Genomic DNA, 26,118 nt, shown 5'->3' with positions numbered 1-26,118 from the left:
TGCTCCCTAAAACATTTGCAGTAAAGATTTAAACATTTGATCGGCGGTGCTGATCACTTTGGCATTGGCACTATACATTTGCTGAAAATGCATTAAGCTTGCCGCCTCTTCATCAAGGTTTACACCACTAAAGCTATCGCGTGCAGCAATGGCGTTTTCGCTTAGACTCGTAGCGGTAGAGATACTACTTAAATTTTGCTTGCTAGTAATTGCCAGTTCACCCACTAATAACGTAAATTTATCGCCTTTTCCTGCCATTGAGGTAACGATATTAGCAATGTTTGAGTTATCCCCTGGCCCTGAAGTACTACTGTTTTTAAAACCAAGCTTATCGGAAGTGATAGCAGGATTTACCTCAATCGTCCCTAATGGGTTTAGTGGGTTGTAAGTAAACAATGCTTCACCGGGGTCGTTATTTAAATCAAAGCCACTTTGTAATGCACCATTCATATCATCAGCAAGGTCGGAAACTAAGCTATTTAAGGTTGCAAGGGTTGGTTTAATTACATCCTTATCAACGCTAATTAAGCCACCGAATTGGCCACCAACATTTTTATCAAGGGTAAATTTCTGGCCAATAAATTCACTGGTGACTGTTGTACCATTTACTGATATTGATGCGGCTTTACTGCCCACTACTAACGGGGCACCACTTAAGGTACTAATATCAATAAAACCATTATCTCGCTCAACAATAGATACGCCAATATGCCCAGATAACTGGTTTACTAACCGCTCTCGGTTGTCTTTCAGCTCTGCGGTTGATTGATTATTCGCTTTTGCTAACCCGATACTGCTGTTAATTTCAGCTATTTGCTTAGTAACAGAGGAGACGTTGAGCGCCACATTAGTCATTTGAGTATTTAACTTTATTGCTTGGCCTGCCAAGGCGCCATTAATTTGCGCAATATCTTGCATAAAGCCTTCAGCAGAGGATAAAAACTGCTGTCTAAAAGCTTGTGAATCGGGCTTGGTCGTCGCAGCATTGAGCGCATCAGTTAGGCTTGCAAGGGAGTTATTTAAGTTGAGTGAGTCGGTACCAATTATTTGCTCAATAAAGCCGAGGTATGACTGTTTGTTTTCATAAAAATTGGTATCGGAATTAGTACGCCAAATATCGTCATTTAAAAAGGCGTCAACAACACGGTCAACCGATGCCACCTCAACCCCACCTAAATATACATTAGAGGTTTTAAATTGAGCTTGCTGACGCGAGTAACCTTCAACGGCTGCATTCGCCACATTTTGCCCTGACACAGTCAGCGCAATATTAGCCGCATTGAGGCCGCTTAACGCGTTATTTAACATAGACATAATTAACTACCTAATCGTATTAGCATTCAATGGCTGAACAAATGCCGACCCCGCATAAATATCATAGCTTTGGGTTGGCTCAACGCTTTCAGCACCTTTATGTTGATCATTAGCGACCAAGTTTTGGCTATTCTTAAATGTATTTTCTATGGGAGCAATTTTCTCATCAAACTGCTTAATAATCGCTTCCGCTAAACCCAGTTGATGAGTGGACGCTAAATGCTGCGCGGTTTGAGCATTATGCATATCTCTAAATTGCGCTTGCTCGTTACTATTAAAAAAACCATTGTCACCGGCCATAGTTTTGGTGGTGCTATCCATACTTTTTAATACCAGCTGTAAAAAAATAGCTTCAAACTGCTCTGCTGCCTGTTTAACACCTGCCTCACTGTTGCCAGTAATGTTTTCAAGATGGGTCGGGTCTATCGCTAATGACTGAGATAATTGGGTTGATGACTCTATTTTCATGGCTATTTCCTTTAAATAACTAATAGCTCGGCTTCTAGAGCCCCAGCATTATCAAGTGCAATTAATATCGACATAAGCTCGGCTGGCGTTGCGCCAAGTGCATTTACCGCTTTTACAATTTCATCTAATGAGGTGCCTTCAGGCCACAACAGCATATTTTTTTGTTGTTGATCTACCGTGATATCACTTGATTGCGTGGTCGTAGTTTGACCATTTGAAAACGGCCCTGGTTGCGACACTTGCTCTTGTTCACTGATGGTAATGGTTAAATTGCCATGGTTAACCGCAGCCTGATTAACTCGCACTGTATTGTTCATTACAACAGTACCTGTGCGGCTATTAAATACAATTTTTGGGCGCTCAGAACCTTGCTCTACGGTAATATCTTGTAGCATCGACATAAACGTGTTGCGACTATTGGCATCGCTTGGCGCACTAACCACTAAACGCGCCCAATTTTCAGCAATAGCTACATCAGGCCCAAATACTTTATTAATAGCACGCACAACATTGCGGGCAGTTTGATAATTTGGATCTTTTAAATTAAGAATCACATCGCTTTGACTTTCATACATAGCCGTAACACTGCGTTCAATAATAGCGCCATTAGGAATAAGCCCCGAAGTAGGCACATTAACAGTCACCGAGGAGCCACTTTTACCACTGGCATTAATACCACCCACCACTAAATTACCTTGTGCTAGCGCATACACTTTGCCATCAACTCCCTTTAACGGAGTCAACATTAAGCTGCCACCATGTAAGCTTTTTGCATCGCCCAATGAGTTCACAGTTACATCAATCGCTTGACCTGGGCTTCCCATTGGCGGCAGCGTGGCATGTACAGCAACAGCCGCTATATTTTTTGACTTTGGTAATCGTTCTTCATCTACAGAGACACCAAATTGCTTTAGCATATTACTTAGCGATTGACCGGCAAATTTCACTTGAGCTTTATCGCCCGACCCCGGCAAACCCACTACTAAACCGTAACCCACGAGTTGGTTTTCTCGCACACCTAGCACATCAACAATATCTAATAATGGACGTGCTTTGGCGGTCACAGTTGCAGGCGCTAATAGGCTAAAAGAGCACACTAGCATTAATAGTAAATATTTCATTAAAACCTCAGTAATCCCTTAGAACGGGTTTAAGAATCGGGTAAATAAAGTGGTAAACCAACCTGGACGATTCGCATCAGCCAATGTGCCTTTGCCGGTATAGCTTATTTGCGCTTCAGCAATACGAAGCGACGAAACACGGTTACTTACATCAATATCGCCAGGGCGAACTAGCCCTTCAATTTCAATGTATTCATCGCCTTGGTTGAGCTTAATTTGCTTGCGCCCTTTAATAACCAGCGATCCATTAGATAAAACATGATTAACCCGCACGGTAATAGCACCACTAAGGAAGTTTTGTTGGCTAGCGCTGCTTTCCCCGTCAAACTTGGTACTCGAACCTATACCCAAATTAAAATCAGCTACGTTGAGTGCACCAGCAACTGGCACTGAAACATCCAAGTCGGTACTTTTATCTAAACTTGAATCGGCACTTTTACTTGATTGCGTGCGCTCGTTAAGCACCACAGTTAAAATATCGCCAACTCGGTAAGCACGTTTATCTGCATACAAAGAAAACATATAGTTATCTTGAAATAAGCTACCATCTTGCTGATTCAAACCCTGTGCATAGGCATCTTGGCTTATTTCATAGTCTTGAACTGATTTTTGAGTGGTGTTTTGCGGACATTTCACTTCCCCATACACCACTTCGCATTCCACCATTTGGGTTTTTGACGGGGTATTGCTACAACCAGCAACACCCAAAAGCAGCAAAAATAATGTTAACTTATTCATCATAATCATACGTTTTGGTTTATAAAGCGCAGCATTTCATCTGCCGCAGAGACCACTTTAGCGTTCATCTCGTAAGCGCGCTGTACGGCAATCATGCTTACCATTTCATCAACAACGCTCACGTTTGAGCCTTCAATAGTAAATTGTTGCAAGCCACCAAAAGCATCTTCACCGGGGATCCCCTCAACAGGTTCACCAGATGCTGCTGTTTCGCGGTACAAATTGCCACCTAAGCTTTGTAACCCTGCTGGATTTGCAAAGTTAACCGTTAACATTTGGCCTAACTCAACCGCTTGCGCATCCTTACCTACTACCGCAGTAACGGTGCCATCGGTGCCAATACTCACTTTAGTGGTGCCCTCTGGTAGCGCAATATTTTGTGCCAATGGTAAGCCGTTACTGTTTACCAGTAATGACTCAGAGTTAAGCTGAAACTGACCGTTACGGGTAAATAATAACTCGCCATCAGGACTTTCAATTTGAAAGAAGCCTTGCCCTGCAATGGCCACATCTAACTGGTTACTGGTTGTTTCAAAACTACCTTCGGTAAATTGCTTTTGCGTACCGTTAATACGAACACCGGTTCCCACCTGAATCCCAGATGGCAGCTGATTAAGCTCATCTACCTGCGCGCCAGGCTGTTTTTGTACTTGGTAAAATAAATCTTCAAATACCGCTCTGTCTTTTTTAAAACCGGCAGTGCTTACGTTCGCTAGGTTATTAGATATTGTTGTCATTCTTAAATCTTGCGCTGCAAGACCAGTTTTACTCACCCATAATGCTGAATTCATGTTTGGCTTCCTATTTACCCACGTCCACTGATGAGCTTATTACCGCTGGTCGCTAATTCGTCAGCAGACTTCATCATTTTTACGTTCATTTCAAATTGGCGGCTAATATTCATTGTTTTGATCATTTCAGCCACGGCATTCACATTAGAACCTTCTAAAGCACCGGTTCTTACTGTAATTGTTTCGTCGGCTTCAAGCGGCTGCAAATCGTTAGCTCTGAGTAAGCCATCAGCACCTTTGATTAAGTTTTCATCGGTACTGGCTAATTTAATTTGCGCATTTTCTGCAATTACACCGCCGCCAATGGGGGTTAGGTTGATCATGCCGTTTGAGCCAATTTCAATATCACCAAATTCAGGGAGTTGAATATCGCCACCGTCACCTTGCACGCGGCGACCGTTAACAGTAACAAAGCCATCGGCATCAACCACTAAGTTACCCGCACGGGTATAAGCAGGTTCACCGTTGTCATCCATCACCTCTAAATAACCGCCGTTGCTCAGTGCTAAATCAAGATTACGGCCAGTATCCATGATTGGCCCTGACGATAAGTCAGTAGTTACTGGTGTTAGTTGCGCGTGGTAACGAGTACGAAAGCCCTCGCCTTGTACCATCATTGATTGCGCTTGCTCTAAGTCGGCCTTAAAACCTACGGTGCTAACATTTGCTAAGTTATTTGCAGCAACGCGTAAGGCGGTATTATTAAGTTCAGCACCCGAAACGGCGGTATAAATTAACTTTTCCACGCTTAGCTTCCTTAGGTATTACTAAATAAAATTTGCATCATTTCATCAGCACTGCTGATGGTTTTAGCATTGGCTTGGTAATTTTGTTGAAATGACATTAAGCCAACCAGCTGTTCACTAATATCAACATTTGAGCCCATAAATGAACCCGACAGTAATTTACCCAGTGAGCCACTTTCTGGCTCGCCATAAAGTGCAGAGCCTGACTCTTCAGTTTGATACCACACGGTATTACTGCCTTGCTCTAGACCATCAACATTCGCAAACGAGGCAAGTACAACCTGACCTTGTAATTTAGATTCACCGTTAGTAAATGTTGCAAATACACGGCCGTCGTCTTCAACTTTCACACCAGAAAACGCCCCCGAGGTATAGCCGTTGGCATCGTTTTCGTTAACACTGAAACTTGAACCAAACTGCGTTGTACCATCGAATTTAAGCGCGATATTTAATGCTGCTGCACCACTGGTTATTTCTGCATTACCTGGCGTTGAAGTAATAGGCACTTCTAAATCAACCGCCGTTAAGTCGCCTGAAAACGGCACCATTTGGCCATCGGTATCAAAATTAAGCGTAATGGTACCGGCGTTAATTGAACCACCCGCACCATCATCAATAGGTTTAGAGTCGGTAGTCGCACCAAGCGCTGAAAGCTGAGCTTGAGTAAGGGGTTTACCATCTAAGAAAAACATCGCTTGCCATTCGTTGCTACCCGTATGGTTAAAATACTGAGTCATTACATGGCTGTTACCTAAGGAGTCGAATACTTCGGTAGATTGAGAAAAGTTATATTGACTACCATCTTTAGGATCAAATACCGCAGGAGCTGTTGGATAAGCAATCACGTCGCTAGAAGAACTTAAGTTACCGTTAAAGTTAATATTGGTACTGGCTTGTGCTTCTATGTTTGAGGCTTCAATTTTTAAATCGGTTAATACACCTGGTACAATTGTCGGATCACCACCATCAACCTGAGACACGCCAAAACCTTGCAGTTTGCCGCCGTTGGCATTAACAATATTTAAGTCGTTATCTAACTGAAACTGGCCTGCTTGGGTGTAAGCTGTTCGGCCGTTTTCTGATATGGCAAAAAAACCTTGGCCATCAATAGCAATATCCAGCGCATTACCGGTGCGCACAATTTCACCACCGGTGACAAAATCTTCTTTAACATTGGCAACTTTAACGCCGCCGCGTTGACTGCCGTTATACACTGCGGCAAATTCTGCGGTGTTATTTTTATAACCAGCAGTACCCGAGTTAGCAATATTATTACTGGTTACTTCTAATCCTGTTTGGGTACTTTTAAGACCACTTAATCCTATATTGAACATAGACATATTATTTATTCCTCTTATTTATGCCACTTGATTAATTTCAGTGATACCAAAATTACCCAAACCATCGACTTGTAATAAAATATCTTCTAACGATTTACCTACAGAAACACGCTCAACCTCACCACTTAGCCAAGTATCAAGCTGCTTTGGTACCTCTTCAGTAGTGGCATACGCTCTCACTGCATACGCACCGGCTTCTTGGTTTTCAAATTCAAAACGCAATGAACCGACTCCAGAATAAGGCAGTTGTTTTTCTTCAACTAATTCACCATCTTGGTTATAAAGTTGCACAGTGACAGAATCTGCGGCTTCCCCTAAATTAACCATGCCAGAGACACTGCCATCTTGTTCAAGGGCAATACTGCTTGCTTGCACATCAACCGTTTGACCAACCATATTAGTGGCTTCAAGCACCGCTAAGCTGCTCACATAATCCAAACCATCGGCGGTGTTTTGGCGAATGCTTTGTAACGACTCAACATTAGAAAACTCCGCAAGCTGGCTCACATATTGGGTGCCGTCCATAGGTTGTAATGGATTTTGATTGCTGATTTGCGCAACGAGTAACTCTAAAAACATGGTCGACATTTCATCTGCTGAACTATTACCGGCAATATTCGTGGTGTTTTTTGCCCCGTCGGCTGCGCTTGGAACGGCTGAATTAACTTGCATAAAATTATTGTCCTAACTTAAGAATGCTTTGCTGCATGCTATTTACACGCCCCATAACTTCAACAGATGTTTGGTAGCTGCGACTTGCAGACATCATGTCGGCCATTTCTTCAAGTGCATTTACGTTGGAGTAAAATACATAACCATCGTTGTTAGCAATTGGGTTATTTGGCTCGTAGCGCTGCTCTACCGCACGGTTTGACTCAGTGATCCCCAATACATCAACCGAGGCTGAAATTGATTGGCTATCTTGTGTTTGTTTGTACAAAGCAGAAAATACTGGTTTAAGTGCCTTGTAAGCGTCGGCTTCTGAACCGGCCGCGGTATCGGCATTGGCTAAGTTAGATGCAATGGTATCGAGGCGAATAACTTGAGCGCGCATGGCGCTGCCACTGGCGTCATAAATTGAATTAAAAGACATTATGATTTCCCTGAAATAACTTTATGTAGGCCATTTATCTTCATATTTAAAAAGGTCAAACTGGTTTGAAAATCCATACTGTTGCTGGCAAATTTTGCTTGCTCAATATTTAACTCAACAGTATTACCATCACTTGATGGTTGATAAGGAACGCGATATTTGAGCTCATCCGTTTGTACGCCAGCAAAATCAACATCTCTGTTTTGCGAAAAACTGGATGAAACACTTTGCATGATTTGACGGTAATCTACATCTCGAGATTTAAACCCAGGCGTGTCAACATTGGCCAAGTTGCTGGCAATGACTTCTGCTCTGTCTAACCTTAATTTCATTGAAAAAGGGTGAACACCTAACGCTTTATCAAATAGTTCCATTGTTGCCTCTAATTTTTGTTTCTTGTATGCTTTCGCGCTTCGCATACACTTTCTACCTTGTGTATAACAACCTTTATGCCAACTTTTAAAAGTATATTTTTTCAATGACTTACATAAAAAAAGAGCAAAAAACAGCCCAGCACACGGAAGCTAAACTTCCCCAAGGGAAGCGTTGGTTTTTCCGCTTACTTTTAACTATTGGACTACTGCCAGCTCATGCTATGGCCACCCCCATTAATTTTGATAAAGAAATTCAGCAGTTTTTGCACAGTGAAATTAAGAGCTATTTGCGCTCGGTGAATTCGCAAAGTCAGCGACAAGATATAGAATTATTTATTCCTAAAGGCAGCGAAAATTTAAGCTGTGATGAATTGCAAATCACTCGCTCACAAAATCACACGCCACCTGCTGGCAGAGTGAGTATTTCTGTATCTTGCCCATCGCCTGCTTGGCGTTTTAGAGCCAGTGCCAAAGTAAGTGTGTGGATAAACCTAGTAGCTGCCAAGCACACCTTAAACCGAGGTAAAGTGCTTAATAAGCAAGACTTAGAATACAAAAGCGTAGATTTAGGTAAGCACCGCCACCAAGGTAAAACCGGTATTGACCAGCTAGTTGGACTCATCGTTAAACGAGAAATTGATAAAGGCACGGTGATCTCAAATAGATACCTAGAAAAGCAGTATTTAATCAATAAAAATGAGCATATTTCACTGCAAGTAAATACCGCAACTTTCTCTGCCAATGTTAAAGCCATTGCTCTTGAAGATGGCCAGCTTGGTGAGGTTATTAATGTAAAAAATTTATCATCAAAAAAAGTAGTTCAAGGTAGAGTAATTGCGCAAGGTGTGGCAGAGGCGACATTTTAAAAAATGTCGAAATAAAAGTTAAGTAATGCTTGTACTTGGTCGCTGATATAAACTAAGCAATATAAATTCGATAAACGAATTAGGTAATAAACAATGAATATAAGCGCAATAACAACCACTGCGGTTGAGCAAAGTCAAAAAACAAACCAGCGTTCTTCACTGGATGCAAAACCAGAGCAACAACCTGTAGCGACTAAACAAGAGCAAGTAAACTCAGTGAGTGCATTAAGTAAATCAATAGACTCAACATTTCAAGATTTAGCTGCAAAGCCAGACGTTGATATGGATAAAGTAGCCCAAATGAAAGCGGCAATTGCCAGTGGTGAATTTAAAATTAATATTGATGAAACCGTTAACGCTATGGTTGAACTTCATAAAAAATGAAAACTGTAAAAGAGTATATTGTAAGTCTGCAACAAGACATTACTAAGCTAGACGCGTTAATTGAATTACTTGAAACGCAATACGAATTGCTAAGCCAACGTAATGTGCAGCTAGAAACACATAATAAAAAAATGCTCGGCTTTTTAGAAAGCTTAAATGAATCGCACAACCAGCGCGATGGCTTTTTGGTGAGTTTAGGCTTGCAAGGTGGCAAAGAAGGTTTAGCACAATTAACCGCGCTTCTACCTGTTGATATAAACACCTTTACTACTAAGCTATTGCATCAGCTTGAGCTAAAAACTAAAACCTGCAAAATAATGAATGAACGCTCAGGGCAATTACTCTCAAGCCAACGTCGGTTATTACAGCGCTTAACTGGCGGTGAAAACAAACAAGCTTACCCAGAAATGCCTTTATAAATACGTTACATAAAGGCATTTTCTTGTTTAGTCACTTTGCACTATATTTTTACTTTACTCCTATTATTACCTTTAAAACCCTATCTTGAGTCCAAAAATAGTCGTTCCGTTAAAGCTTAGTATTGTTAGCTTTTGTGTAACTTTGCGGCTAATTGTATTTATAATAAGCAAATAGCGGCTAACGTCACCTTTATTAGACTAAAGAATGATTGCTGCTGAATCTGCTGATTTTATGACCTTTTCGCTATTCTGCATGACAAGATCACACTGTAAAAACAGAACAATAAACCACTGAATTTAAAGATCTTTTAAATTTAACAAGCCTGTTACAACACATCCCTTTGCTATTTTTGTTAACACTTACAAAGCGTTAAACTGGGCTATGCACGACCTTTTGCCTAATTACAATCTGTAGCAAGCTGTTTTACCCTGCGCACTCAACGTTCATTTGCTTTGTAAAAGCTGTATTTTTATTTTGAGTTAGCAACTAAGTTGCAGGAGAAGTCATGACCACCAAGCCGCTAGATGATAATTCATCTGATGCTATACCAGGAGCGGATACTCAAACCGTGTCCGATAGCTATGAAAATCTTCATAAACCCAGCTCTGAGTTTGAAAGCCGCGACGCTTATCTAGAGCACGAGCTGCAAATTATGCAGCCAAAACGCTGGCGTCCAAATTTACCATTTAGAGATTATCGCTTTGAATTTGAAGACACCATTCCAGCAATGGCCGCTACTATAGGTAAAGTAGTAATGGTAGCAGCCATTGCTGCCACGTTTGCAGGCCCTTTGGGTTTAAGTGATGGCTTTGTACTTGAAAACGTACGCTACGAACTTTTAATTGTTTCGCTATTTATTTTACTATTTTCGGGCTTTATTTTACCGACTGCTAATTTAGCCGGTACTCATGGCCCACTCATTCCATTAATTCCTATTGTGGTTGCCGCAGGCGGACACCCTATGGCCTTTGGTTTGCTCATAGGAGCCTTTGGATTGATATTAGCATTTAGTAAAGGCGGCAGTCTCATGGCAAAGCTCACCAGTAAAGGGGTGTGTGGTGGCCTACTTCTTTATTTGGGCTTTGTGGGTACCATTTCACAAGTTAAAAAGTTGTTTGCATGGGCTGAAGAAATTCAAATGACCCATATTGCCTTTATCGTAATCTTAGCCACAATTTTACTTTATGCCTTATTGGAGCATTACAAAAAACGCTGGTTAGCCGTGCCACTGAGCTGTTTAATTGGTGGTTTTACTGCTTTTGCATTGGGCGCACCGTTTGAGTTTCATACTGCACCGGGCTTACCAAACATGAACCCTATGTACTGGTGGGGCGAAAACACTGGTTGGATGCTTGGCTTACCAACAGCAGAAAGCTTTGTGGTTGTACTTCCTTTTGCAGTTTTAGCTGTTGCTATGTGGTCGCCTGACTTTTTAGGCCATCAAGTATTTCAAAAAATTAGTTACCCAGAGCGTACTGAAAAAGTACAAATGAATATTGACGATACCATGCTTAGCGCATCAACAAGACAAACCTTTGGCTCGCTATTAGGCGGTGCTAACTTTGCGTCATCTTGGGGCACTTACATTGTTCCTGCTGCTATTGCAAAACGACCTATTCCTGCAGGCGCAATTTTAACTGCGTTATTTTGTATTATCGCGGGTGTTTGGGGTTACCCAATGGACTTAGCTATTTGGCAGCCAGTATTGTGTGTTGCCTTAATTGTAGGGGTGTTTATTCCACTACTTGAAGCGGGTATGGAAATGACCCGAGAAGGTAAAACCACCCAATCAGCCGCCATTGTGGTGTTTGCATCAAGCCTAGTAAACCCAGCATTTGGTTGGTCACTAACTATGCTACTTGATAACTTAGGCCTTATTGGCTGTAAAGAAAGAAGTGCTGATTTATCGCGAATGAGTCGCTGGGTCATCCCACTTATAATGTTTGTATTATTAACCGGTGTAATGGCACTGGTAGGTATGCTGCCAGGCATCCCTGCGCTAATGCCAAGCTTTAGACATTAATTCCTTTATTAAACAGCAAAGCGAGCTTTAATAGCTCGCTTTTTTATTGTACTTATAAAAAGCCAGCACAGTGTACTTGCAATAACCCCCTTGAAGTAACAGTCCCTGAAGTGACGGTCCCTGAAATAATTACAAGCCACCCTGCAGAATTTTTATAAGTCTCGCCACCAGCTAAAAAGATTTACGCATCGAAAAAGTATAACCAATTGATATATAATTAAAAATTAAAAATTTCACTTTCTGGTATAGGCTTTGCATCTTTATAAATGAACGTTAAAAATCATTTTATTAGTAACGCTTTTAAAATGAAAAATCATCACTCTTAATAAGGAGCTAATTATGAATAGCGATCGTATCGAAGGAAACTGGAAAGAACTTAAAGGTAAAGCGCAACAAAAATGGGGCGATCTTACCAACGATGATTTAGATAAAATTGAAGGTAGCCGTACCGAGCTTGTTGGTAAAATTCAGCAAAAATACGGTAAATCGAAAGAGGAAGCCGAGCGCGAAGTAAATGACTTTGAGAAAGGTCATTAATATAAAGCGTGTTAACAGCTTTACTTGCTAATAAAAAACCGCCAATTGGCGGTTTTTTGTATACCTTAATTCTAGGAAGGTTTTGCTAATGCTAACGCTTCGCCAGCAAGTGCAAAAATATTTTTAAGCATTAATTGCAAAATATGTCTAATAGAAGCGTAAGTAAAAGAAATCACCTGAAATGGATAGCCACAAAATGTCAGCATATGCCCTAAAATCCCTTTTACATCTTTAGTACAATTTTTAGAAAGATCAATGCTATCAGCTAATGCTTTAGCTATCTGATCGTATACTGTGAGAGCGTTCGAAAAATGATTTTGTATCGCATATAATTTACCAGTCTCACGTAAATGAGTAATTAAAGCTGCACCAATTTTCCGAGCCCATTTAGAGGTGCGGCTACATTCGAGTCGTCTCTCATAATCAAGCCTTACCTCTTCTTGAATTCGTTTTTCCATTCCCTTGTTAATAGCAGAATAACTTTTGAAGTTGCTAGCTGTATGCAAATATCCTGGCGTCTCCTTAGTCATACTATGTGCTTTTGGAGTAATGGTGGCAGCACCGTGTAAAATATATTCTTGCTCCGTATGCATAAATGGCCACACAGGCACTAAAGGAACTGGGTCGGCTGCATGTACACAACGATAAATGCTGTTATCTGTTGCGGACTCAGTTTTTACTGCAAAACTATTATAACCAACTCGCGGCGCACCAAAAGTATATAATTTTACATTCGCTCCAAAACGTTGCTTTAACCAGTTAGCAGCTAAGTTTGCTAAAGCACCACCTAAACTATGACCTACAACATGAATGTTTAATTTTTTCTTAGTGCTTTGTTTAAAATACAGCTCTAACTGATTTTTGAAAGAGTTAAATGTATGGTTGAAGCCTGCATGTACAGGTTGATTATTACTACAAGTACTTAAACCACAATGTAAGTCAGTAACAACATCACGTATTTTTGCCGTGCCACGTAAAGCTAAAACATAATCATCTTCATATGCGCCCTTCTTACCTTTTGCAATACAGCCAAAATTGGTCGAGTGATTAAAAACTCGCTCAAGAATAGAACCACTTACACCTTTTATAGATTCTGATTCGAATGAAAATAAAGAGCTAATCCTTTCAAAATATGGGTTAGCTCTTAAGCCTCTTTTATCAAGGCTTTCGTATGAGATAGCAGCAAAGTTAGCAGCTATTGCAGGGCTTAAAACATTCATCAATATTTCCTTATAATTTAGGTTTTGTTTTATTAATTATCATCCGTTTCAATTTCTGAAAGGTCAAAATAAGCATTTTTTTCCACTACTTCAAAATCATCAGACCAACGACAGATACTTAAAGCTTCAAATTTATAGCCTTCAGTTTTTTTATTCTCAAATTTAAAAAGAACCTTTTCATCAGTGGTATCGGCTATTAATTGCCTTAATTTTTTTGCATATTCCTCTCGGTATTTAGCGCCTGACAATCTGGAACCCCAAAGGCAATATTCTTCATGATTGTAGGATAAATAAATAGCTTGAGAAGTAAAAATCTCAGCAAGTGGGACTGCTGGTTGATTAGAGCGGATATTAATTTCAGGTAGTAAGAAACTTCCGTTCTTATCCGTGTAAGTGAAATCTTCAGCACATTTGCCATCAGAAAAATTTAATACTCGGTCTATTCTCACATTAGATAAAGGCTTGCCCTTTTCACTAACTTGGCCTTTCACCTCAGGGCACAAGTGCACTTTGTAAGCACCAATATGATTACCAAACTTTTTAAGTGTCGTTAAAAATGACATAAACAAGAAGCCTTAAAAATAGGCCGTGAACATTTTGTGGAGGGTTGCTACATGATTCCCTATAAGCTTAAATATTCACATGCCTTTGTAAATAGACCTCATATGATAAACAAGCCTATATAAAATACAATAATTAAAGCTTCAGATGTATAGGTTAAAGGAAGTTAAACCGAGCGCGAAGTAAATGACTTTGAGAAAGGCCATTAATATAAAGCGTGTTAACAGCTTTACTTACTAATAAAAAAACCGCCATTTTGAAGTGACCCCCAATAGTTGGACATTCCAATTACTGGGGGTCTTTTTATGTCCAAACATCACCGAGCTTTCAAGCTCAAAATAGCTGAACTCGCTTTGTCTGAAAGCTCTTCGGCGGTAAGTAACAGATTTAATGTTACAGATAGGCAGGTCCGATATTGGACCGCTATTTATCGAATTCATGGCGCTGAAAGCTTCAGGTCTGTTCACAAACCTTATTCTCTAGCATTTAAGGCTGAAGTGTTAAAAACGATGACAGCAAACAGTTGGTCACTCGGTTATACCAGTGCTTTCTTCGATTTATCGTCCCCAGGCATTCTTTTTCAATGGCAAAAGCTTTATGCTCGTGATGGTATATCACGTCTTAAACCACAGAGAAAAGGTAAGCCATTCATGACAAATAATTCTTCTTCATCAAAACTAGTAGAGCAAATGACTGAGGAGGAGTTACGAGAAGAACTAGCATACTTACGAGCTGAGAATGATGTGCTAAAAAAGTTAGAAGCCTTGGCTCAAGCCAGAAAGAAAAAAGCAAAGACAAAACGATAGTCGTCGAAGAGTTCAAGGCAAAGCATAGCTTACGACACCTTTTAAAGGCTACAGGGCTGCCAAAGAGTGTTTACTATTATCATCGCACTACTTGTAAGCAACCCTGTGCAAGCAATGATTTACTGGTAAAAATACGTGATATTTATCACGCGCATAAAGGGCGATATGGCTATCGCAGAATTACGAGTGCCCTGAGAGCAATGGGAGTACTTGTTAATCATAAGCGCGTTCAACGGTTGATGAATGAGTTAGGACTCAAGTCAAAAGTAAGGCCTAAGCGCTATAAATCCTATAAAGGTGAAGTGGGTAAAATCGCAGAAAATACGCTTAACCGCGAGTTTACTGCGCAGAAGCCAAATCAAAAATGGGTGACGGATGTGACGGAGTTTAAAGTGGATAATGAGAAGGTATATCTATCGCCTATGATTGACCTATTCAACCAAGAGGTAATCAGTTACGAAGTCAGAAAATCCGTTGCACTCCCTTTGGTAACTGACATGCTTAAAACAGCAACTGCTAGGTTGAAGCCAAATGAAAAGCCAGTTGTACACTCAGATCAAGGGTGGCAATATCAAAACAAACAATATCAAAATCACCTTAAGGAAAAAGGATTGCAACAAAGTATGTCTAGAAAAGGAAATTGTTTAGATAATGCGGTTGCTGAGAACTTCTTCGGCATATTGAAGAGCGAGATGTACCACAACGAAACGTTTAAAGACGTGAATGATCTTATTGAAAACATTAAAGAATATATCCACTATTACAACAATGAGCGTATTAAACTGAAACTAAAAGGCCTGAGTCCAATACAGTATCGAAATCAGGCCTTGGCAGCCGCTTAGAAATGAGTCCAACTTTATGGGGTCACTTCATTTGGCGGTTTTTTTGTTGGTAAATAATAGAATCACTAGATTTAACGTATTCGGTAATTCTTTGAATTAACCAGCTGTTTATTATTTGAAATCGGCGTCAAAAGTTCAGATATCAGCTGCCTATCTATCTGAGCATTTCTTTCACTCAGTTTATGAATAAACTCTAAAGGTGTAAGCCCATGTGATTTTTCTTTAATGGTAATACTCGCGCCTTTATCAATTAAAAGTTGCACTAAACCAAAGTCATTAAGCAAAATAGCCGAGTGTAGAGGTGATAAACCATCTATGTCACTTAACGTATTTACTTTGATTCCTTTAGAAATAAAGTATTTGATATAAACATCGCGCTTATCTATATCTTTAATTTCAAATAAAAATGCTAAACCAGCGCCTGATTCAAGTGATTCAATATCACTCTTATCTGCTCTATAATTAAGTAAGTAATATTCACAAGCATCACTTGGGATGCAATGAGTATGCTCATCAGTGCTGCAAATAATAACATCTTCAATATCACTATTAATGAGCGAATATAAAGTAACTGCAGAATATCCAACAGATAATAAAAGTAACAAATAAATAGTAAGCTTTTTCACCTCTACTCCCAGATTCCTTAACTATCAGCATCAGTGTATGCAAGCATAACGAAGTAATTATTTACAGAATTAAGCTCAACCTTATTTATTTTGCCAGCGCTAACTTCACCGCCGCCTCGGCATGTATCTTGGTGGTATCGTAAAGCGGAACCTGTGTATGTTGTGGCTTTACCAACAAGGCGATTTCAGTACAGCCTAAAATGATGGCTTGCGCGCCTTGTGCAAATAAGCGCTCTATAATGCGTATATAATCAGCTCGCGAATCGTCATCAATAATCCCTTGGCATAACTGCGAATAAATAACCTCGTGCACTCGCTTTCGCTCATTAGGCTCAGGTAGTAATACCTCAATGTTATGCTTAACGGTTAAACGCTCTTTGTAAAAGTTTTGCTCCATTGTAAATTGCGTTCCCAACAACCCTACTCGCGTAATGTTATCGTGTTTTAATTGCTCAGCGGTGGCATCGGCAATGTGCAAAATAGGAATGGTAATATTACTGGCAATCTCACCGGCCACTTTATGCATAGTGTTGGTACAAATAAGTAAAAAGTCGGCACCACCAACCTCTACAGATTTAGCTGCCTTGGTGAGTAACTTAGCTGTTTGTTGCCAATCGCCTTGATGCTGTAGTGCTTCAATTTCCGCAAAATCGACGCTCACCATACAAATTTTAGCACTATGCAGTCCACCCAACGAGTTTTTAACGCCTTCGTTTAAAACTTTGTAATAGCTGGCTGTTGACTCCCAACTCATACCACCCAACATACCGATTGTTTTCATAGCTAGTTCCCACTCTCGATTACAGTTTACGTTTCACAGTAAGTTAAAAATAGCCGCTCTTCACTAGAAACTTAATTAGCCTTATTAACTGCACTGATCACAGCGTCAGACAATAACAACTTATCGTCTTTATATACTTCAAGCCAACCTGGTGGTGAGGTATCACAACCAATTACCGTTACTTGCAATACGTAACTGTAACGTCCGTTTTTAAACGTATAGTGATGATTGCCGCCACTACCTTCAAAGGTAATATCACCATTAATTAAAACGATATCAGGCTTATCGCTTGGGCTTTTATCAATGCTCCACGACGCATAACGGAAGTTTCCATCGCCTAAATCATCAACACGAACTCGGTATTTTGCTGTGTCCCAATCGAGTATTGGTTTTTGAAAGGTTTTAATACTTGAATGGAGTGATTGTTTATCTTGAGCGATTAACTTTTCTGCATGTGCTTGCTCAGTGGTATTTTGTGTATTCACAGCAATAACTTTGCCGTCTGTGTCTACCCACATTAAGCCGTTATTGAGCATAATACCGCGCCAACCTACGCTATCCCAATCAGTATCGATATTTGAACTGGCAATAACGGCAACAAGCTCGTCGTCAAACACTTCATCAAAGCGAGCAATAAACTCAGCTTCATTTTTAATGTCAGGCAATGGGTATCGTCTTTTTAGAGGGTAGCGAATATGCGCAGCAATCGCAGTTTTATCATGCGTTTTAAAAGCAGCAATAACAGGTAAAATACTCTCATGATACTTCTGCTCAAGCGCATGTATGTTTGACGTAAAAAGTAGAGATAGGCAAAGTAATATATAATTTCGATACTTCATTAAAAAACCTTCAATTTTGACTTTCGTTATGTGCTAATACTTTGACCTAAAATCTTAAAACATACCTTTCTGTTGAGGCGCTTCTTTATGATCGGTAACTTTCGTAATAAGTTTTTCGATCTTCAAACCTTGCGGTGTTTTAGTCTGAATTATTTCCATTTCAACTATTAATAGATCCCCTTTTCCAAACCTCTCTCCCTTATCAACAGTATCAATAAACTCTCTATCAGTAATTTCTGCATAAAAACTGGACTGTCCATCAAATAATTTCCACTTATTTCCATCTTTAAAGGATGGAGATTCAATCGTTAAACCTGTAGTAATTGTATTTTTTGAAATTGGTAAATCGAAATCAAGAGGTTTAAAAAATTCAGCATCATTAGCCGAAGCTTTAGTTTGGATATCAAACTTTGAAGATTTTAACTTTACTTCGCTTAATCCTTTAACCAAAGGCTCCCTAATAAATGTATCTAACGAATTAGCAGCTTTTGGATCAGAAAGAACGTTTAGCGTTTGAATATGAAATACCTGAGTATGACCATTAGAGTTTTCGATATTAACTGTATTCGCATTACTATCTGGTGTGCACTGCTTCGGTTGATTGCCAGCTAAATGAATACATAATTTAATTGAGTCAGTAGCCAGAGTAATAAGGTCTTTGGGGGAGCTAGTACAAAATAATGCTCCAGAGGATAAACCTACCACCTGTAGTAAAAAATCAATATCAAATGATTGCCCTCTAAAACCTGAGACATCCATACATAGCGATGCATCTTTACCATAAGCTTCTGTTGTAATCACGTTCATAAATTCATCTAGTGCTAAAATATAGCGAGCAACATCTTTCGCTTTTAGCTGCCCTTTTTCAACTGCTGCACCGTAATATTCAAGAGATAGCTGATCTTCCGTAATTGTCTGCATTATAATTCCTTAATTAGAGTAACTAAAACTTAGTATTCTTTATGCTTAGTCCAAAAAATTAATACCTAGACTACACGTTCAATTCATTCAATAGTCACATCTAATGCCTATTATGTAAACAATTGAGTTATCGATATTTATTGCGATAAAAAGATACAAAAATAAAAAACGAGCCTAATTTGGCTCGTTTTTCTTTTACTGATAGCTGACAGCTAAAAACTGACCACTGCTCTTCTAATCAGGCTCATACCCCAAATTAGGCGACAACCAACGTTCTGCTTCTTCTAGCGTCATGTTGGTACGCTTGGCGTAGTCTTCTACCTGATCCTTTTGTACTGCTGCTACCGCGTAGTATTTAGCTTGTGGGTGTGAGAAGTACCAACCTGATACCGCGGCACCTGGCCACATGGCGTATGAGCTGGTGAGCTGCATACCAATACGTTTTTCGGTATCGAGTAACTGCCAAATTTTCTTTTTCTCGGTGTGCTCAGGGCATGCTGGGTAACCCGGTGCTGGGCGAATACCTTGGTAGTTTTCGCGTATTAGCTCATCGTTAGCGAGGTTTTCATCCGGTGCATAACCCCAATACTCTTTACGCACTTGTTCGTGCAAGTATTCAGCAAACGCTTCAGCAAGCCTATCGGCAACCGCTTTTACCATTATTTTATTATAGTCATCTTGCTGTGTGTCGAACGCATTGGCGAGGTCGTCTTCTTCTAAACCGCCTGTTACCGCAAACGCACCAAAGTAATCGGGTGTGCCTTTTGGCGCAATGTAATCGGCTAGGCAGTAGTTAGCAAAGTCGGTTTTTTCGGTTTGCTGGCGTAAATGACATGAGGTCGTTAATAGCTCTTTTCGCGTTTCGTCGGTGTATATTTCTATATCATCGCCCACACGGTTTGCTGGGAATAAACCAATAACACCCAATGGCTGTAAACTGCCTGACTTTTCAAGCTCATCGAGCATGTCGTTGGCGTCTTTAAATAGGCTTTGTGCCTGTTCGCCCACTACTTCATCGTCCATTATGCGCGGATATTTACCGGCGATTGACCAGGTCATAAAGTACGGCGTCCAGTCTATGTATTTGCGTAAAGTCGCGATTGATACATTTTTAAATTCGGTCACGCCCAGCTTTTTAGGCACGGGTGGTGTGTAATTATCCCAATCGAGCTTTGCAGCATTATCGCGGGCGCGCTGTATGGTAACCGGTTTTGAGCGCGGCTTTTTACGTGCTTGTTGTTCGCGTACTTTGTCGTACTCGGCGGTGGTTTTAGCTAAAAACTCTGCTTTATGCTCTTTTGATAATAAATTAGACACCACACCCACGGCGCGGCTGGCGTTATTTACATACACCACGCCTTTGTCGTACTGCGGCTCTATTTTAACTGCGGTATGCGCTTTTGAGGTGGTTGCCCCACCAATCATTAACGGTAGCTCAAAGCCACGACGTTTCATTTCTTTGGCAACGTGTACCATTTCATCAAGCGATGGGGTAATTAAGCCCGAAAGGCCTATAATATCGGCTTTTTCGTCAATTGCTGTTTGCAGTATTTTATCTGCTGGTACCATTACGCCTAAGTCGATTACTTCGTAGTTATTACATTGCAGTACTACGCCAACAATGTTTTTACCTATGTCGTGCACGTCACCTTTTACGGTAGCCATAACAATTTTACCGTTGGTGGCGCCCTCTTCTTTTTCGGCTTCAATGAATGGGTCAAGGTAGGCAACCGCGCGCTTCATTACCCGAGCTGATTTAACCACTTGGGGTAAAAACATTTTACCGGCACCAAATAAATCCCCAACCACGTTCATGCCATCCATGAGTGGCCCTTCAATCACGTGAATAGGTTTATCGGCGCCAGCACGGCACTCTTCTGTATCATCATCTATAAAGGTGGTTATACCTTTTACAAGGGCATGCTCTAGGCGTTTTTCAACCGGCCAAGTGCGCCATTCCAAATCTTCTACCCGCTCAGCTTGTGCCATGCCTGAATATTTAGGCGCAAGTTCAACAAGGCGCTCGCCCGCACTGGGGTCGGTGTTAAGAATTACATCTTCTACGGCTTTGCGAAGTTCTTCGGGGATGTCGTCGTAAACCGCAAGCTGCCCTGCGTTTACTATGCCCATATCCATACCCGCTTTTATCGCATGGTATAAAAACACCGAGTGAATCGCTTCACGTACTGGGTTATTACCTCTAAACGAGAACGATACGTTTGACACCCCACCCGACACTTTGCAATGGGGTAAGTTTTCCTTAATACGGCGGGTGCCTTCAATAAATTCTACGGCGTAGTTGTCGTGCTCTTCTATGCCGGTGGCAACGGCAAATATGTTGGGGTCGAATATAATGTCTTCTGGCGGAAAGCCAATTTCGTCGACCAAAATACGGTAGCTGCGCTCACAAATTTCAAACTTACGATCGGCGGTATCGGCTTGACCTTCGGTATCAAATGCCATCACAACAGCGGCGGCGCCAAAGCGTTTTATAATTTTAGCTTGGCGAATAAACGGCTCTTCACCCTCTTTAAGTGAAATGGAGTTAACAATGGCCTTGCCTTGAATACACTTTAAGCCTGCTTCTATAACTTCCCACTTTGAGGAGTCGACCATTATAGGTACTTTAGAAATATCAGGCTCTGAGGCAATTAAGTTTAAAAACTTCACCATGGCCGCTTTTGAGTCCAGCATGGCTTCGTCCATGTTGATATCAATAACCTGTGCACCATTTTCTACTTGTTCGCGGGCTACATTAAGGGCGGTCTCGTAGTCCTCTTCCATGATCAAACGTTTAAACATGGCCGAGCCAGTTACGTTTGTACGCTCGCCGACATTGGTAAATACTGCAATTTGTTGGGTCATTGGCGGCTCCTAATTTAAGTTACAGGCTTCTAGGCCTGATAAACGCATACGCACTTCAAGCTCAGGTAATTTTCGTGGTGCTGTGCCTTCAAGCCCTTTGGCAAAGGCACGAATATGCGCAGGCGTAGTGCCACAGCAACCGCCAACAATATTAATAAAGCCCGATTTTCCCCAATCTATAATCTCTTTTGCCATGTCGTCTGCTTCTAAGTCATATTCACCAAACTCATTGGGTAAGCCCGCATTAGGGTGAACAGAGACAAAGGTTTCGCACACGCGCGATAGCTCTTCAACGTATTGGCGCAGTAAATCAGGCCCAAGGGCACAGTTTAAACCAATTGAAAGCGGCTTAATGTGGCGAATAGAGTTATAAAATGCTTCAGTGGTTTGCCCTGAAAGCGTGCGGCCTGAGGCATCGGTAATTGTGCCTGATATCATCACTGGCAATGTACGCCCAGCTTGTTCAAACGCTTCTTCTACCGCGAATGAGGCGGCTTTTGCATTAAGCGTGTCGAATATGGTTTCGATTAAAATTATATCTACACCACCTTCCATCAGCGCAAGAGTCGACTCAACATACGCAGTCACTAACTTATCAAAGGTAATATTACGATAGCCGGGGTCGTTTACATCCGGCGATAACGAACAGGTTTTAGACGTTGGCCCTAAAACACCCGCTACATAGCGCGGTTTTTCTGGGGTTTTAGCGCTAAATTCATCACATACTGCGCGAGCTAACTTAGCCGACTCTAAATTAACTTCACGGCTTATGCTCGCCATGTCGTAATCTTCCATCGAAATGGTGGTCGAGTTAAAGGTGTTGGTCTCAATAATATCGGCACCGGCGGCTAAAAAGCTGCGGTGTATTTCAGTAATAATTTCAGGCTTGGTTAGGCTTAATAAATCGTTGTTACCTTTAATAAGCACATGCCAGTCTTTAAAACGTTCACCACGGTAGTCTTGCTCTTCAAGCTTATGCGCTTGGATCATGGTTCCCATTGCACCATCTAAAATTAAAATGCGCTGTTTGAGCGCAGCACTCAGCTCTTGATGCTTATTGTTTTGAGGATTATTCGGCATAGTTGTTAGTCCTTACGTCTTGGCTAACTAAGTTAATATCATAGGGTGTGGTTTGGTAAACGTAATAATTTAACCAGTTTGAAAACAGTAAAAACGCGTGGCTTTGCCATGTTTTAGACGGTTGTTTGCTGGCATCGTCATCAGGAAAATAGTTTTCGGGCTTTGGTGCATCGGAACTTTTTTGTAAATCGCGTTCATATTCGGCTTTTAAACTGTCGGCATCGTATTCGGGGTGGCCAGTAATAAATACTTGGCTGCCGGATTTATTTTTAAGTAAATACGCCCCTACTCGTTCAGAGCCCGCTAATACCACCAGCTCTTCACAGGCGTTTATTTTATTAATATCTATGTGGCCATAACGTGAGTGCGGTACTAAAAAGGTATCGTCAAAGCCGCGAGTAAGTGCGCCATGAGCAAAATAGCATTGGTGGGTAAACACTCCGCAAAGTTTATTATCTTTTAAATCGCGCTTTAAATTATAACGGTGGTATAAAGCCGCATGGGCAGCCCAACACGAAAACAAGGTAGAAGTTACATGCTGCTCGGCCCAATCAATAATCACTTTGAGCTCTTCCCAGTAAGCCACCTCTTCATACTCTAAATGCGCGAGCGGTGCACCGGTAATTAACAGTGCATCGTAGTTGTTGTTTTTTACTTCTGAGAAATAACGATAAAAAGTATCTAAGTGTTGCTCTGAGTTGCTACTGCTGCGGTGCGTGTCTAGGCGCAATAGCTCAACATTTACTTGCAGCGGAGAGTTAGCCAACAAGCGAATAAACTGTACTTCGGTTTCTACTTTATTAGGCATAAGATTAAGAATAGCCAAACGCATAGGGCGTATTTCTTGGGTTTTTGCACGCGTTTTTGGCATTACAAACACGTTTTCATGACGTAAACGTGCAATAGCTGGCAATTCGTCTTCTACTGTAATTGGCATTCTTAAAGCTCCTGCTCATAAAAACCGAGAGTTGATACGCTCTCATTATGAACAGAATGCCAAAAATATCAACCTCTAGATGTATAGATGTCTAAATGAAATTTATTCACGCAGCTTATATAAATTGAATATGTACTTTAAAACAGTGCCATTCGTTGACTGTTTCACCTGTGAGCCACTACAATACAGCATTGAAATTTTTATTATTATTGAAGGCTTCTTCCATGGTTTTACCTGATAAGTTTATATTCTCGATGAGTCGAGTATCTAAGGTTGTGCCACCAAAACGCACTATCTTAAAAGATATTTCGTTGCATTTTTTCCCAGGCGCAAAAATTGGTGTGCTAGGTTTAAATGGTTCTGGTAAATCATCACTACTTCGCATTATGGCGGGTGTTGATGAAGAGTTTGAAGGTGAAGCTCGCCCTCAACCAGGCACTAAAATTGGTTACTTACCGCAAGAGCCTGTTTTAGACGAAAGCAAAACAGTTCGTGAAATTGTTGAAGAAGCTGTAGGTGAAGTAAAACATGCCCTTAACCGCCTTGACGAAGTGTATAACGAATACGCAATGGAAGGCGCTGATTTTGACGCACTGGCTAAAGAGCAAGGTGAATTAGAAGCGGTTATTCAAGCGCACGATGGTCATAATATCGATAACGTATTAGAGCGTGCTGCCGATGCACTTCGTTTACCTGAGTGGGATGCTAAAATTGAGCACCTATCGGGTGGTGAGCGCCGTCGTGTTGCTATTTGTCGTTTGTTACTTGAAAAACCAGACATGCTGATTCTCGATGAACCAACTAACCACTTAGATGCTGAGTCGGTTGCTTGGTTAGAGCGCTTCTTACATGACTACGAAGGCACTGTTGTGGCAGTAACGCATGACCGTTACTTCCTTGATAATGTAGCAGGTTGGATTTTAGAGCTTGACCGTGGTGAAGGTATTCCGTGGGAAGGTAACTACTCGTCTTGGCTTGAGCAAAAAGATGCCCGCTTACAACAAGAGCAAAAATCTGAAAAAGCACGTCAAAAGTCGATTGCACAAGAACTTGAATGGGTTCGTTCAAACCCTAAAGGTCGTCAAGCTAAGTCAAAAGCACGTATGGCACAGTTTAGCGAACTACAACAATCTGATTACCAAAAACGTAACGAAACTAACGAATTGTTTATTCCACCTGGCCCACGTTTAGGTGACCAAGTATTAGAAGTAAACAACTTACGTAAAAGCTTTGGCGACCGTGTTTTAATTGATGACTTAAGCTTTAGCATGCCTAAGGGCGCTATTGTGGGTATTATTGGTGCCAATGGTGCAGGTAAATCAACGCTATTCAAAATGTTAAGCGGTGAAGAACAGCCAGATAGCGGTAATATCAGCATTGGTGAAACAGTAGAACTGGCAACTGTTGATCAGTTCCGTGGCAACATGGACGAAAGCAAAACGGTATTCCAAGAAATCTCTGACGGCCAAGATGTACTAAAAATTGGTAACTTTGAGTTCCCAAGCCGTGCTTACGTTAGCCGTTTTAACTTTAAAGGCAACGATCAGCAAAAGTTTGTTAAAGACTTATCTGGCGGTGAGCGCAACCGTTTACATCTAGCTAAACTGTTAAAAGCAGGCGGCAACGTGGTACTTCTAGATGAGCCAACCAATGACTTGGACGTTGAAACATTACGTGCTCTTGAGAATGCTATTTTAGAATTCCCAGGTTGTGTAATGTGTATCTCGCATGACCGTTGGTTCCTTGACCGTATTGCTACACACATTTTAGATTACCGCGACGAAGGCCAAATTAACTTCTTTGATGGTAACTACACTGAATACGAAGAGTGGCTTAAAAAGACTCTTGGCGCAGAAGCTGCGCAGCCTAAGCGTATTAAGTATAAAAAAATTGGCTAACAGCCACAGTTAATAAGTTAAAAGCCCTGCATTTTATGCGGGGCTTTTTTATGCGAGCTATTTTTATCTTTAAGCAAATTGGCGTGTTGGGCATTACCAGCTATGCTTATTATAAATAACAGCTTTATAAGATTATTATGCAAAACCGTCGGCAATTTTCTCGTATTATGTTCTCTACTGCAGCGCAATTAGTTATGGCTAGCAGCCAGTATGAATGCACTCTATTAGATATCTCTTTACATGGTGCGCTTATTACTAAAAGCGATACATTTACTGGGAACAAAAATGACGAAGCAGTACTACGTTTTACTTTGCCACAAAGCGATATTGAAATAAAAATGCCGGTGGTTATTCGTCACATAGAAGAAAACCATATTGGTCTTAAATGCCATAGTATTGATATAGACAGTATCACGCATTTAAAGCGTTTAGTTGAGCTAAACCTTGCTGATGAAACATTATTACACCGCGAGCTTGAAACGCTTATTCACCAAACATAAATAGACGCACTGCGTGAAGTTGATTAC

28 protein-coding genes are annotated in these 26,118 nt (G+C 40.9%); 9 read left to right on the top strand and 19 right to left on the bottom strand.

Translation table 11 applies throughout. From position 1 onward, the window contains the following. Window positions 1–6: 6 nt before the first annotated feature. Genes flgK through flgB form a run of 10 tightly spaced genes read right to left on the bottom strand, consistent with a single transcriptional unit; the run spans window position 7 to window position 8,030 of the window. Entirely contained in the window at window positions 7–1,314 is a 1,308-nt protein-coding gene (flgK, locus tag AC0L7Q_RS03910) for a flagellar hook-associated protein FlgK (RefSeq protein ID WP_409424901.1), read from the bottom strand. Between the two features lie 6 nt (window positions 1,315–1,320). Continuing rightward, window positions 1,321–1,782: a rod-binding protein gene (locus tag AC0L7Q_RS03905; protein ID WP_409424900.1), complete on the bottom strand. Its 462-nt coding sequence runs from the start codon at window positions 1,780–1,782 to the stop codon at window positions 1,321–1,323. Window positions 1,783–1,793: 11 nt separating this feature from the next. Further along, the gene (locus AC0L7Q_RS03900) at window positions 1,794–2,903 is read right to left on the bottom strand and encodes a flagellar basal body P-ring protein FlgI (RefSeq protein ID WP_409424899.1); all 1,110 of its coding nucleotides are present in this window, start codon (window positions 2,901–2,903) and stop codon (window positions 1,794–1,796) included. Between the two features lie 18 nt (window positions 2,904–2,921). Then, window positions 2,922–3,644 carry a flagellar basal body L-ring protein FlgH gene (locus tag AC0L7Q_RS03895; protein WP_409424898.1) on the bottom strand — a complete coding sequence of 241 codons (723 nt, stop codon included), beginning with the start codon at window positions 3,642–3,644 and terminating at the stop codon, window positions 2,922–2,924. A 2-nt stretch (window positions 3,645–3,646) separates the two neighbouring features. Next, entirely contained in the window at window positions 3,647–4,432 is a 786-nt protein-coding gene (gene flgG, locus AC0L7Q_RS03890) for a flagellar basal-body rod protein FlgG (RefSeq protein WP_010391154.1), read from the bottom strand. A 14-nt stretch (window positions 4,433–4,446) separates the two neighbouring features. After that, window positions 4,447–5,178, bottom strand: a complete 732-nt coding sequence (locus AC0L7Q_RS03885) for a flagellar basal body rod protein FlgF (RefSeq protein ID WP_409424897.1) — start codon at window positions 5,176–5,178, stop codon at window positions 4,447–4,449. Window positions 5,179–5,189: 11 nt separating this feature from the next. Beyond that, window positions 5,190–6,518, bottom strand: a complete 1,329-nt coding sequence (locus AC0L7Q_RS03880) for a flagellar hook protein FlgE (protein ID WP_409424896.1) — start codon at window positions 6,516–6,518, stop codon at window positions 5,190–5,192. An 18-nt stretch (window positions 6,519–6,536) separates the two neighbouring features. Continuing rightward, a complete protein-coding gene (locus AC0L7Q_RS03875; RefSeq protein WP_054202054.1) occupies window positions 6,537–7,190 on the bottom strand; it encodes a flagellar hook assembly protein FlgD in 654 nt (217 codons plus the stop codon). Between the two features lie 4 nt (window positions 7,191–7,194). Further along, window positions 7,195–7,611, bottom strand: coding sequence for a flagellar basal body rod protein FlgC (gene flgC, locus AC0L7Q_RS03870; RefSeq protein ID WP_010391144.1), 417 nt, complete (start codon window positions 7,609–7,611; stop codon window positions 7,195–7,197). Continuing rightward, entirely contained in the window at window positions 7,611–8,030 is a 420-nt protein-coding gene (flgB, locus tag AC0L7Q_RS03865; protein ID WP_010391142.1) for a flagellar basal body rod protein FlgB, read from the bottom strand. Before flgB ends, flgC begins: the two co-directional genes overlap by 1 nt. A gap of 59 nt (window positions 8,031–8,089) precedes the next feature. Here flgB and flgA point away from each other — a divergent pair, with 59 nt between their 5' ends. From flgA to AC0L7Q_RS03840, 5 genes are all read left to right on the top strand, one after another. Further along, window positions 8,090–8,851: a flagellar basal body P-ring formation chaperone FlgA gene (gene flgA / locus AC0L7Q_RS03860; protein ID WP_409424895.1), complete on the top strand. Its 762-nt coding sequence runs from the start codon at window positions 8,090–8,092 to the stop codon at window positions 8,849–8,851. Window positions 8,852–8,944: 93 nt separating this feature from the next. After that, window positions 8,945–9,235 (top strand): flagellar biosynthesis anti-sigma factor FlgM, encoded by a 291-nt coding sequence (gene flgM / locus AC0L7Q_RS03855; RefSeq protein WP_058154318.1) that lies wholly within the window; start codon window positions 8,945–8,947, stop codon window positions 9,233–9,235. After that, the gene (locus tag AC0L7Q_RS03850; protein WP_409424894.1) at window positions 9,232–9,654 is read left to right on the top strand and encodes a flagellar protein FlgN; all 423 of its coding nucleotides are present in this window, start codon (window positions 9,232–9,234) and stop codon (window positions 9,652–9,654) included. Before flgM ends, AC0L7Q_RS03850 begins: the two co-directional genes overlap by 4 nt. Before the next feature lie 506 nt (window positions 9,655–10,160). Continuing rightward, window positions 10,161–11,678: a DUF3360 family protein gene (locus AC0L7Q_RS03845; protein WP_008464416.1), complete on the top strand. Its 1,518-nt coding sequence runs from the start codon at window positions 10,161–10,163 to the stop codon at window positions 11,676–11,678. A gap of 339 nt (window positions 11,679–12,017) precedes the next feature. Then, the gene (locus tag AC0L7Q_RS03840; protein ID WP_010391132.1) at window positions 12,018–12,215 is read left to right on the top strand and encodes a CsbD family protein; all 198 of its coding nucleotides are present in this window, start codon (window positions 12,018–12,020) and stop codon (window positions 12,213–12,215) included. A gap of 71 nt (window positions 12,216–12,286) precedes the next feature. Here the strand turns inward: AC0L7Q_RS03840 and AC0L7Q_RS03835 are convergent, their stop codons facing one another. Both AC0L7Q_RS03835 and AC0L7Q_RS03830 read right to left on the bottom strand, forming a co-directional pair. Beyond that, entirely contained in the window at window positions 12,287–13,435 is a 1,149-nt protein-coding gene (locus AC0L7Q_RS03835; protein WP_409424891.1) for a lipase family protein, read from the bottom strand. A 32-nt stretch (window positions 13,436–13,467) separates the two neighbouring features. After that, a complete protein-coding gene (locus tag AC0L7Q_RS03830) occupies window positions 13,468–13,998 on the bottom strand; it encodes a DUF6795 domain-containing protein (RefSeq protein WP_016899390.1) in 531 nt (176 codons plus the stop codon). Window positions 13,999–14,301: 303 nt separating this feature from the next. On the opposite strand from AC0L7Q_RS03830, the gene AC0L7Q_RS03825 reads away from it, so the two are divergent. Together AC0L7Q_RS03825 and AC0L7Q_RS03820 are read left to right on the top strand one after the other, a co-directional pair. Beyond that, window positions 14,302–14,802, top strand: coding sequence for a transposase (locus tag AC0L7Q_RS03825; protein ID WP_409423191.1), 501 nt, complete (start codon window positions 14,302–14,304; stop codon window positions 14,800–14,802). Next, entirely contained in the window at window positions 14,799–15,644 is an 846-nt protein-coding gene (locus AC0L7Q_RS03820) for an IS3 family transposase (protein WP_409425534.1), read from the top strand. The genes AC0L7Q_RS03825 and AC0L7Q_RS03820 overlap by 4 nt, the downstream gene beginning before the upstream one ends. A 71-nt stretch (window positions 15,645–15,715) precedes the next feature. Here the strand turns inward: AC0L7Q_RS03820 and AC0L7Q_RS03815 are convergent, their stop codons facing one another. The 7 genes from AC0L7Q_RS03815 to AC0L7Q_RS03785 form a co-directional block, all read right to left on the bottom strand. Next, window positions 15,716–16,270 carry an ankyrin repeat domain-containing protein gene (locus AC0L7Q_RS03815; RefSeq protein WP_409424890.1) on the bottom strand — a complete coding sequence of 185 codons (555 nt, stop codon included), beginning with the start codon at window positions 16,268–16,270 and terminating at the stop codon, window positions 15,716–15,718. Window positions 16,271–16,355: 85 nt separating this feature from the next. Then, the gene (locus AC0L7Q_RS03810) at window positions 16,356–17,051 is read right to left on the bottom strand and encodes an aspartate/glutamate racemase family protein (RefSeq protein WP_409424889.1); all 696 of its coding nucleotides are present in this window, start codon (window positions 17,049–17,051) and stop codon (window positions 16,356–16,358) included. Between the two features lie 71 nt (window positions 17,052–17,122). After that, window positions 17,123–17,890: a hypothetical protein gene (locus AC0L7Q_RS03805; protein ID WP_413401423.1), complete on the bottom strand. Its 768-nt coding sequence runs from the start codon at window positions 17,888–17,890 to the stop codon at window positions 17,123–17,125. A 54-nt stretch (window positions 17,891–17,944) separates the two neighbouring features. After that, window positions 17,945–18,811 (bottom strand): LAPAL motif-containing putative phage structural protein, encoded by an 867-nt coding sequence (locus tag AC0L7Q_RS03800; RefSeq protein ID WP_013464370.1) that lies wholly within the window; start codon window positions 18,809–18,811, stop codon window positions 17,945–17,947. A gap of 234 nt (window positions 18,812–19,045) precedes the next feature. After that, entirely contained in the window at window positions 19,046–21,676 is a 2,631-nt protein-coding gene (metH, locus tag AC0L7Q_RS03795; protein WP_413401422.1) for a methionine synthase, read from the bottom strand. A gap of 9 nt (window positions 21,677–21,685) precedes the next feature. Next, a complete protein-coding gene (locus AC0L7Q_RS03790) occupies window positions 21,686–22,756 on the bottom strand; it encodes a homocysteine S-methyltransferase family protein (RefSeq protein WP_413401421.1) in 1,071 nt (356 codons plus the stop codon). Continuing rightward, entirely contained in the window at window positions 22,746–23,693 is a 948-nt protein-coding gene (locus tag AC0L7Q_RS03785; RefSeq protein ID WP_413401420.1) for a homoserine O-succinyltransferase, read from the bottom strand. The genes AC0L7Q_RS03790 and AC0L7Q_RS03785 overlap by 11 nt, the downstream gene beginning before the upstream one ends. 224 nt (window positions 23,694–23,917) lie before the next feature. On the opposite strand from AC0L7Q_RS03785, the gene ettA reads away from it, so the two are divergent. Together ettA and AC0L7Q_RS03775 are read left to right on the top strand one after the other, a co-directional pair. Continuing rightward, on the top strand, window positions 23,918–25,591 hold the full coding sequence (ettA, locus tag AC0L7Q_RS03780) for an energy-dependent translational throttle protein EttA (protein WP_008111928.1): 1,674 nt from the start codon (window positions 23,918–23,920) through the stop codon (window positions 25,589–25,591). Window positions 25,592–25,728: 137 nt separating this feature from the next. Further along, window positions 25,729–26,091 carry a PilZ domain-containing protein gene (locus AC0L7Q_RS03775; RefSeq protein WP_054202042.1) on the top strand — a complete coding sequence of 121 codons (363 nt, stop codon included), beginning with the start codon at window positions 25,729–25,731 and terminating at the stop codon, window positions 26,089–26,091. Window positions 26,092–26,118: the final 27 nt, after the last annotated feature.

It is taken from the genome of Pseudoalteromonas sp. KJ63-1 (genome assembly GCF_055808145.1).
This window is presented reverse-complemented; position numbering and strand designations above follow the sequence as displayed.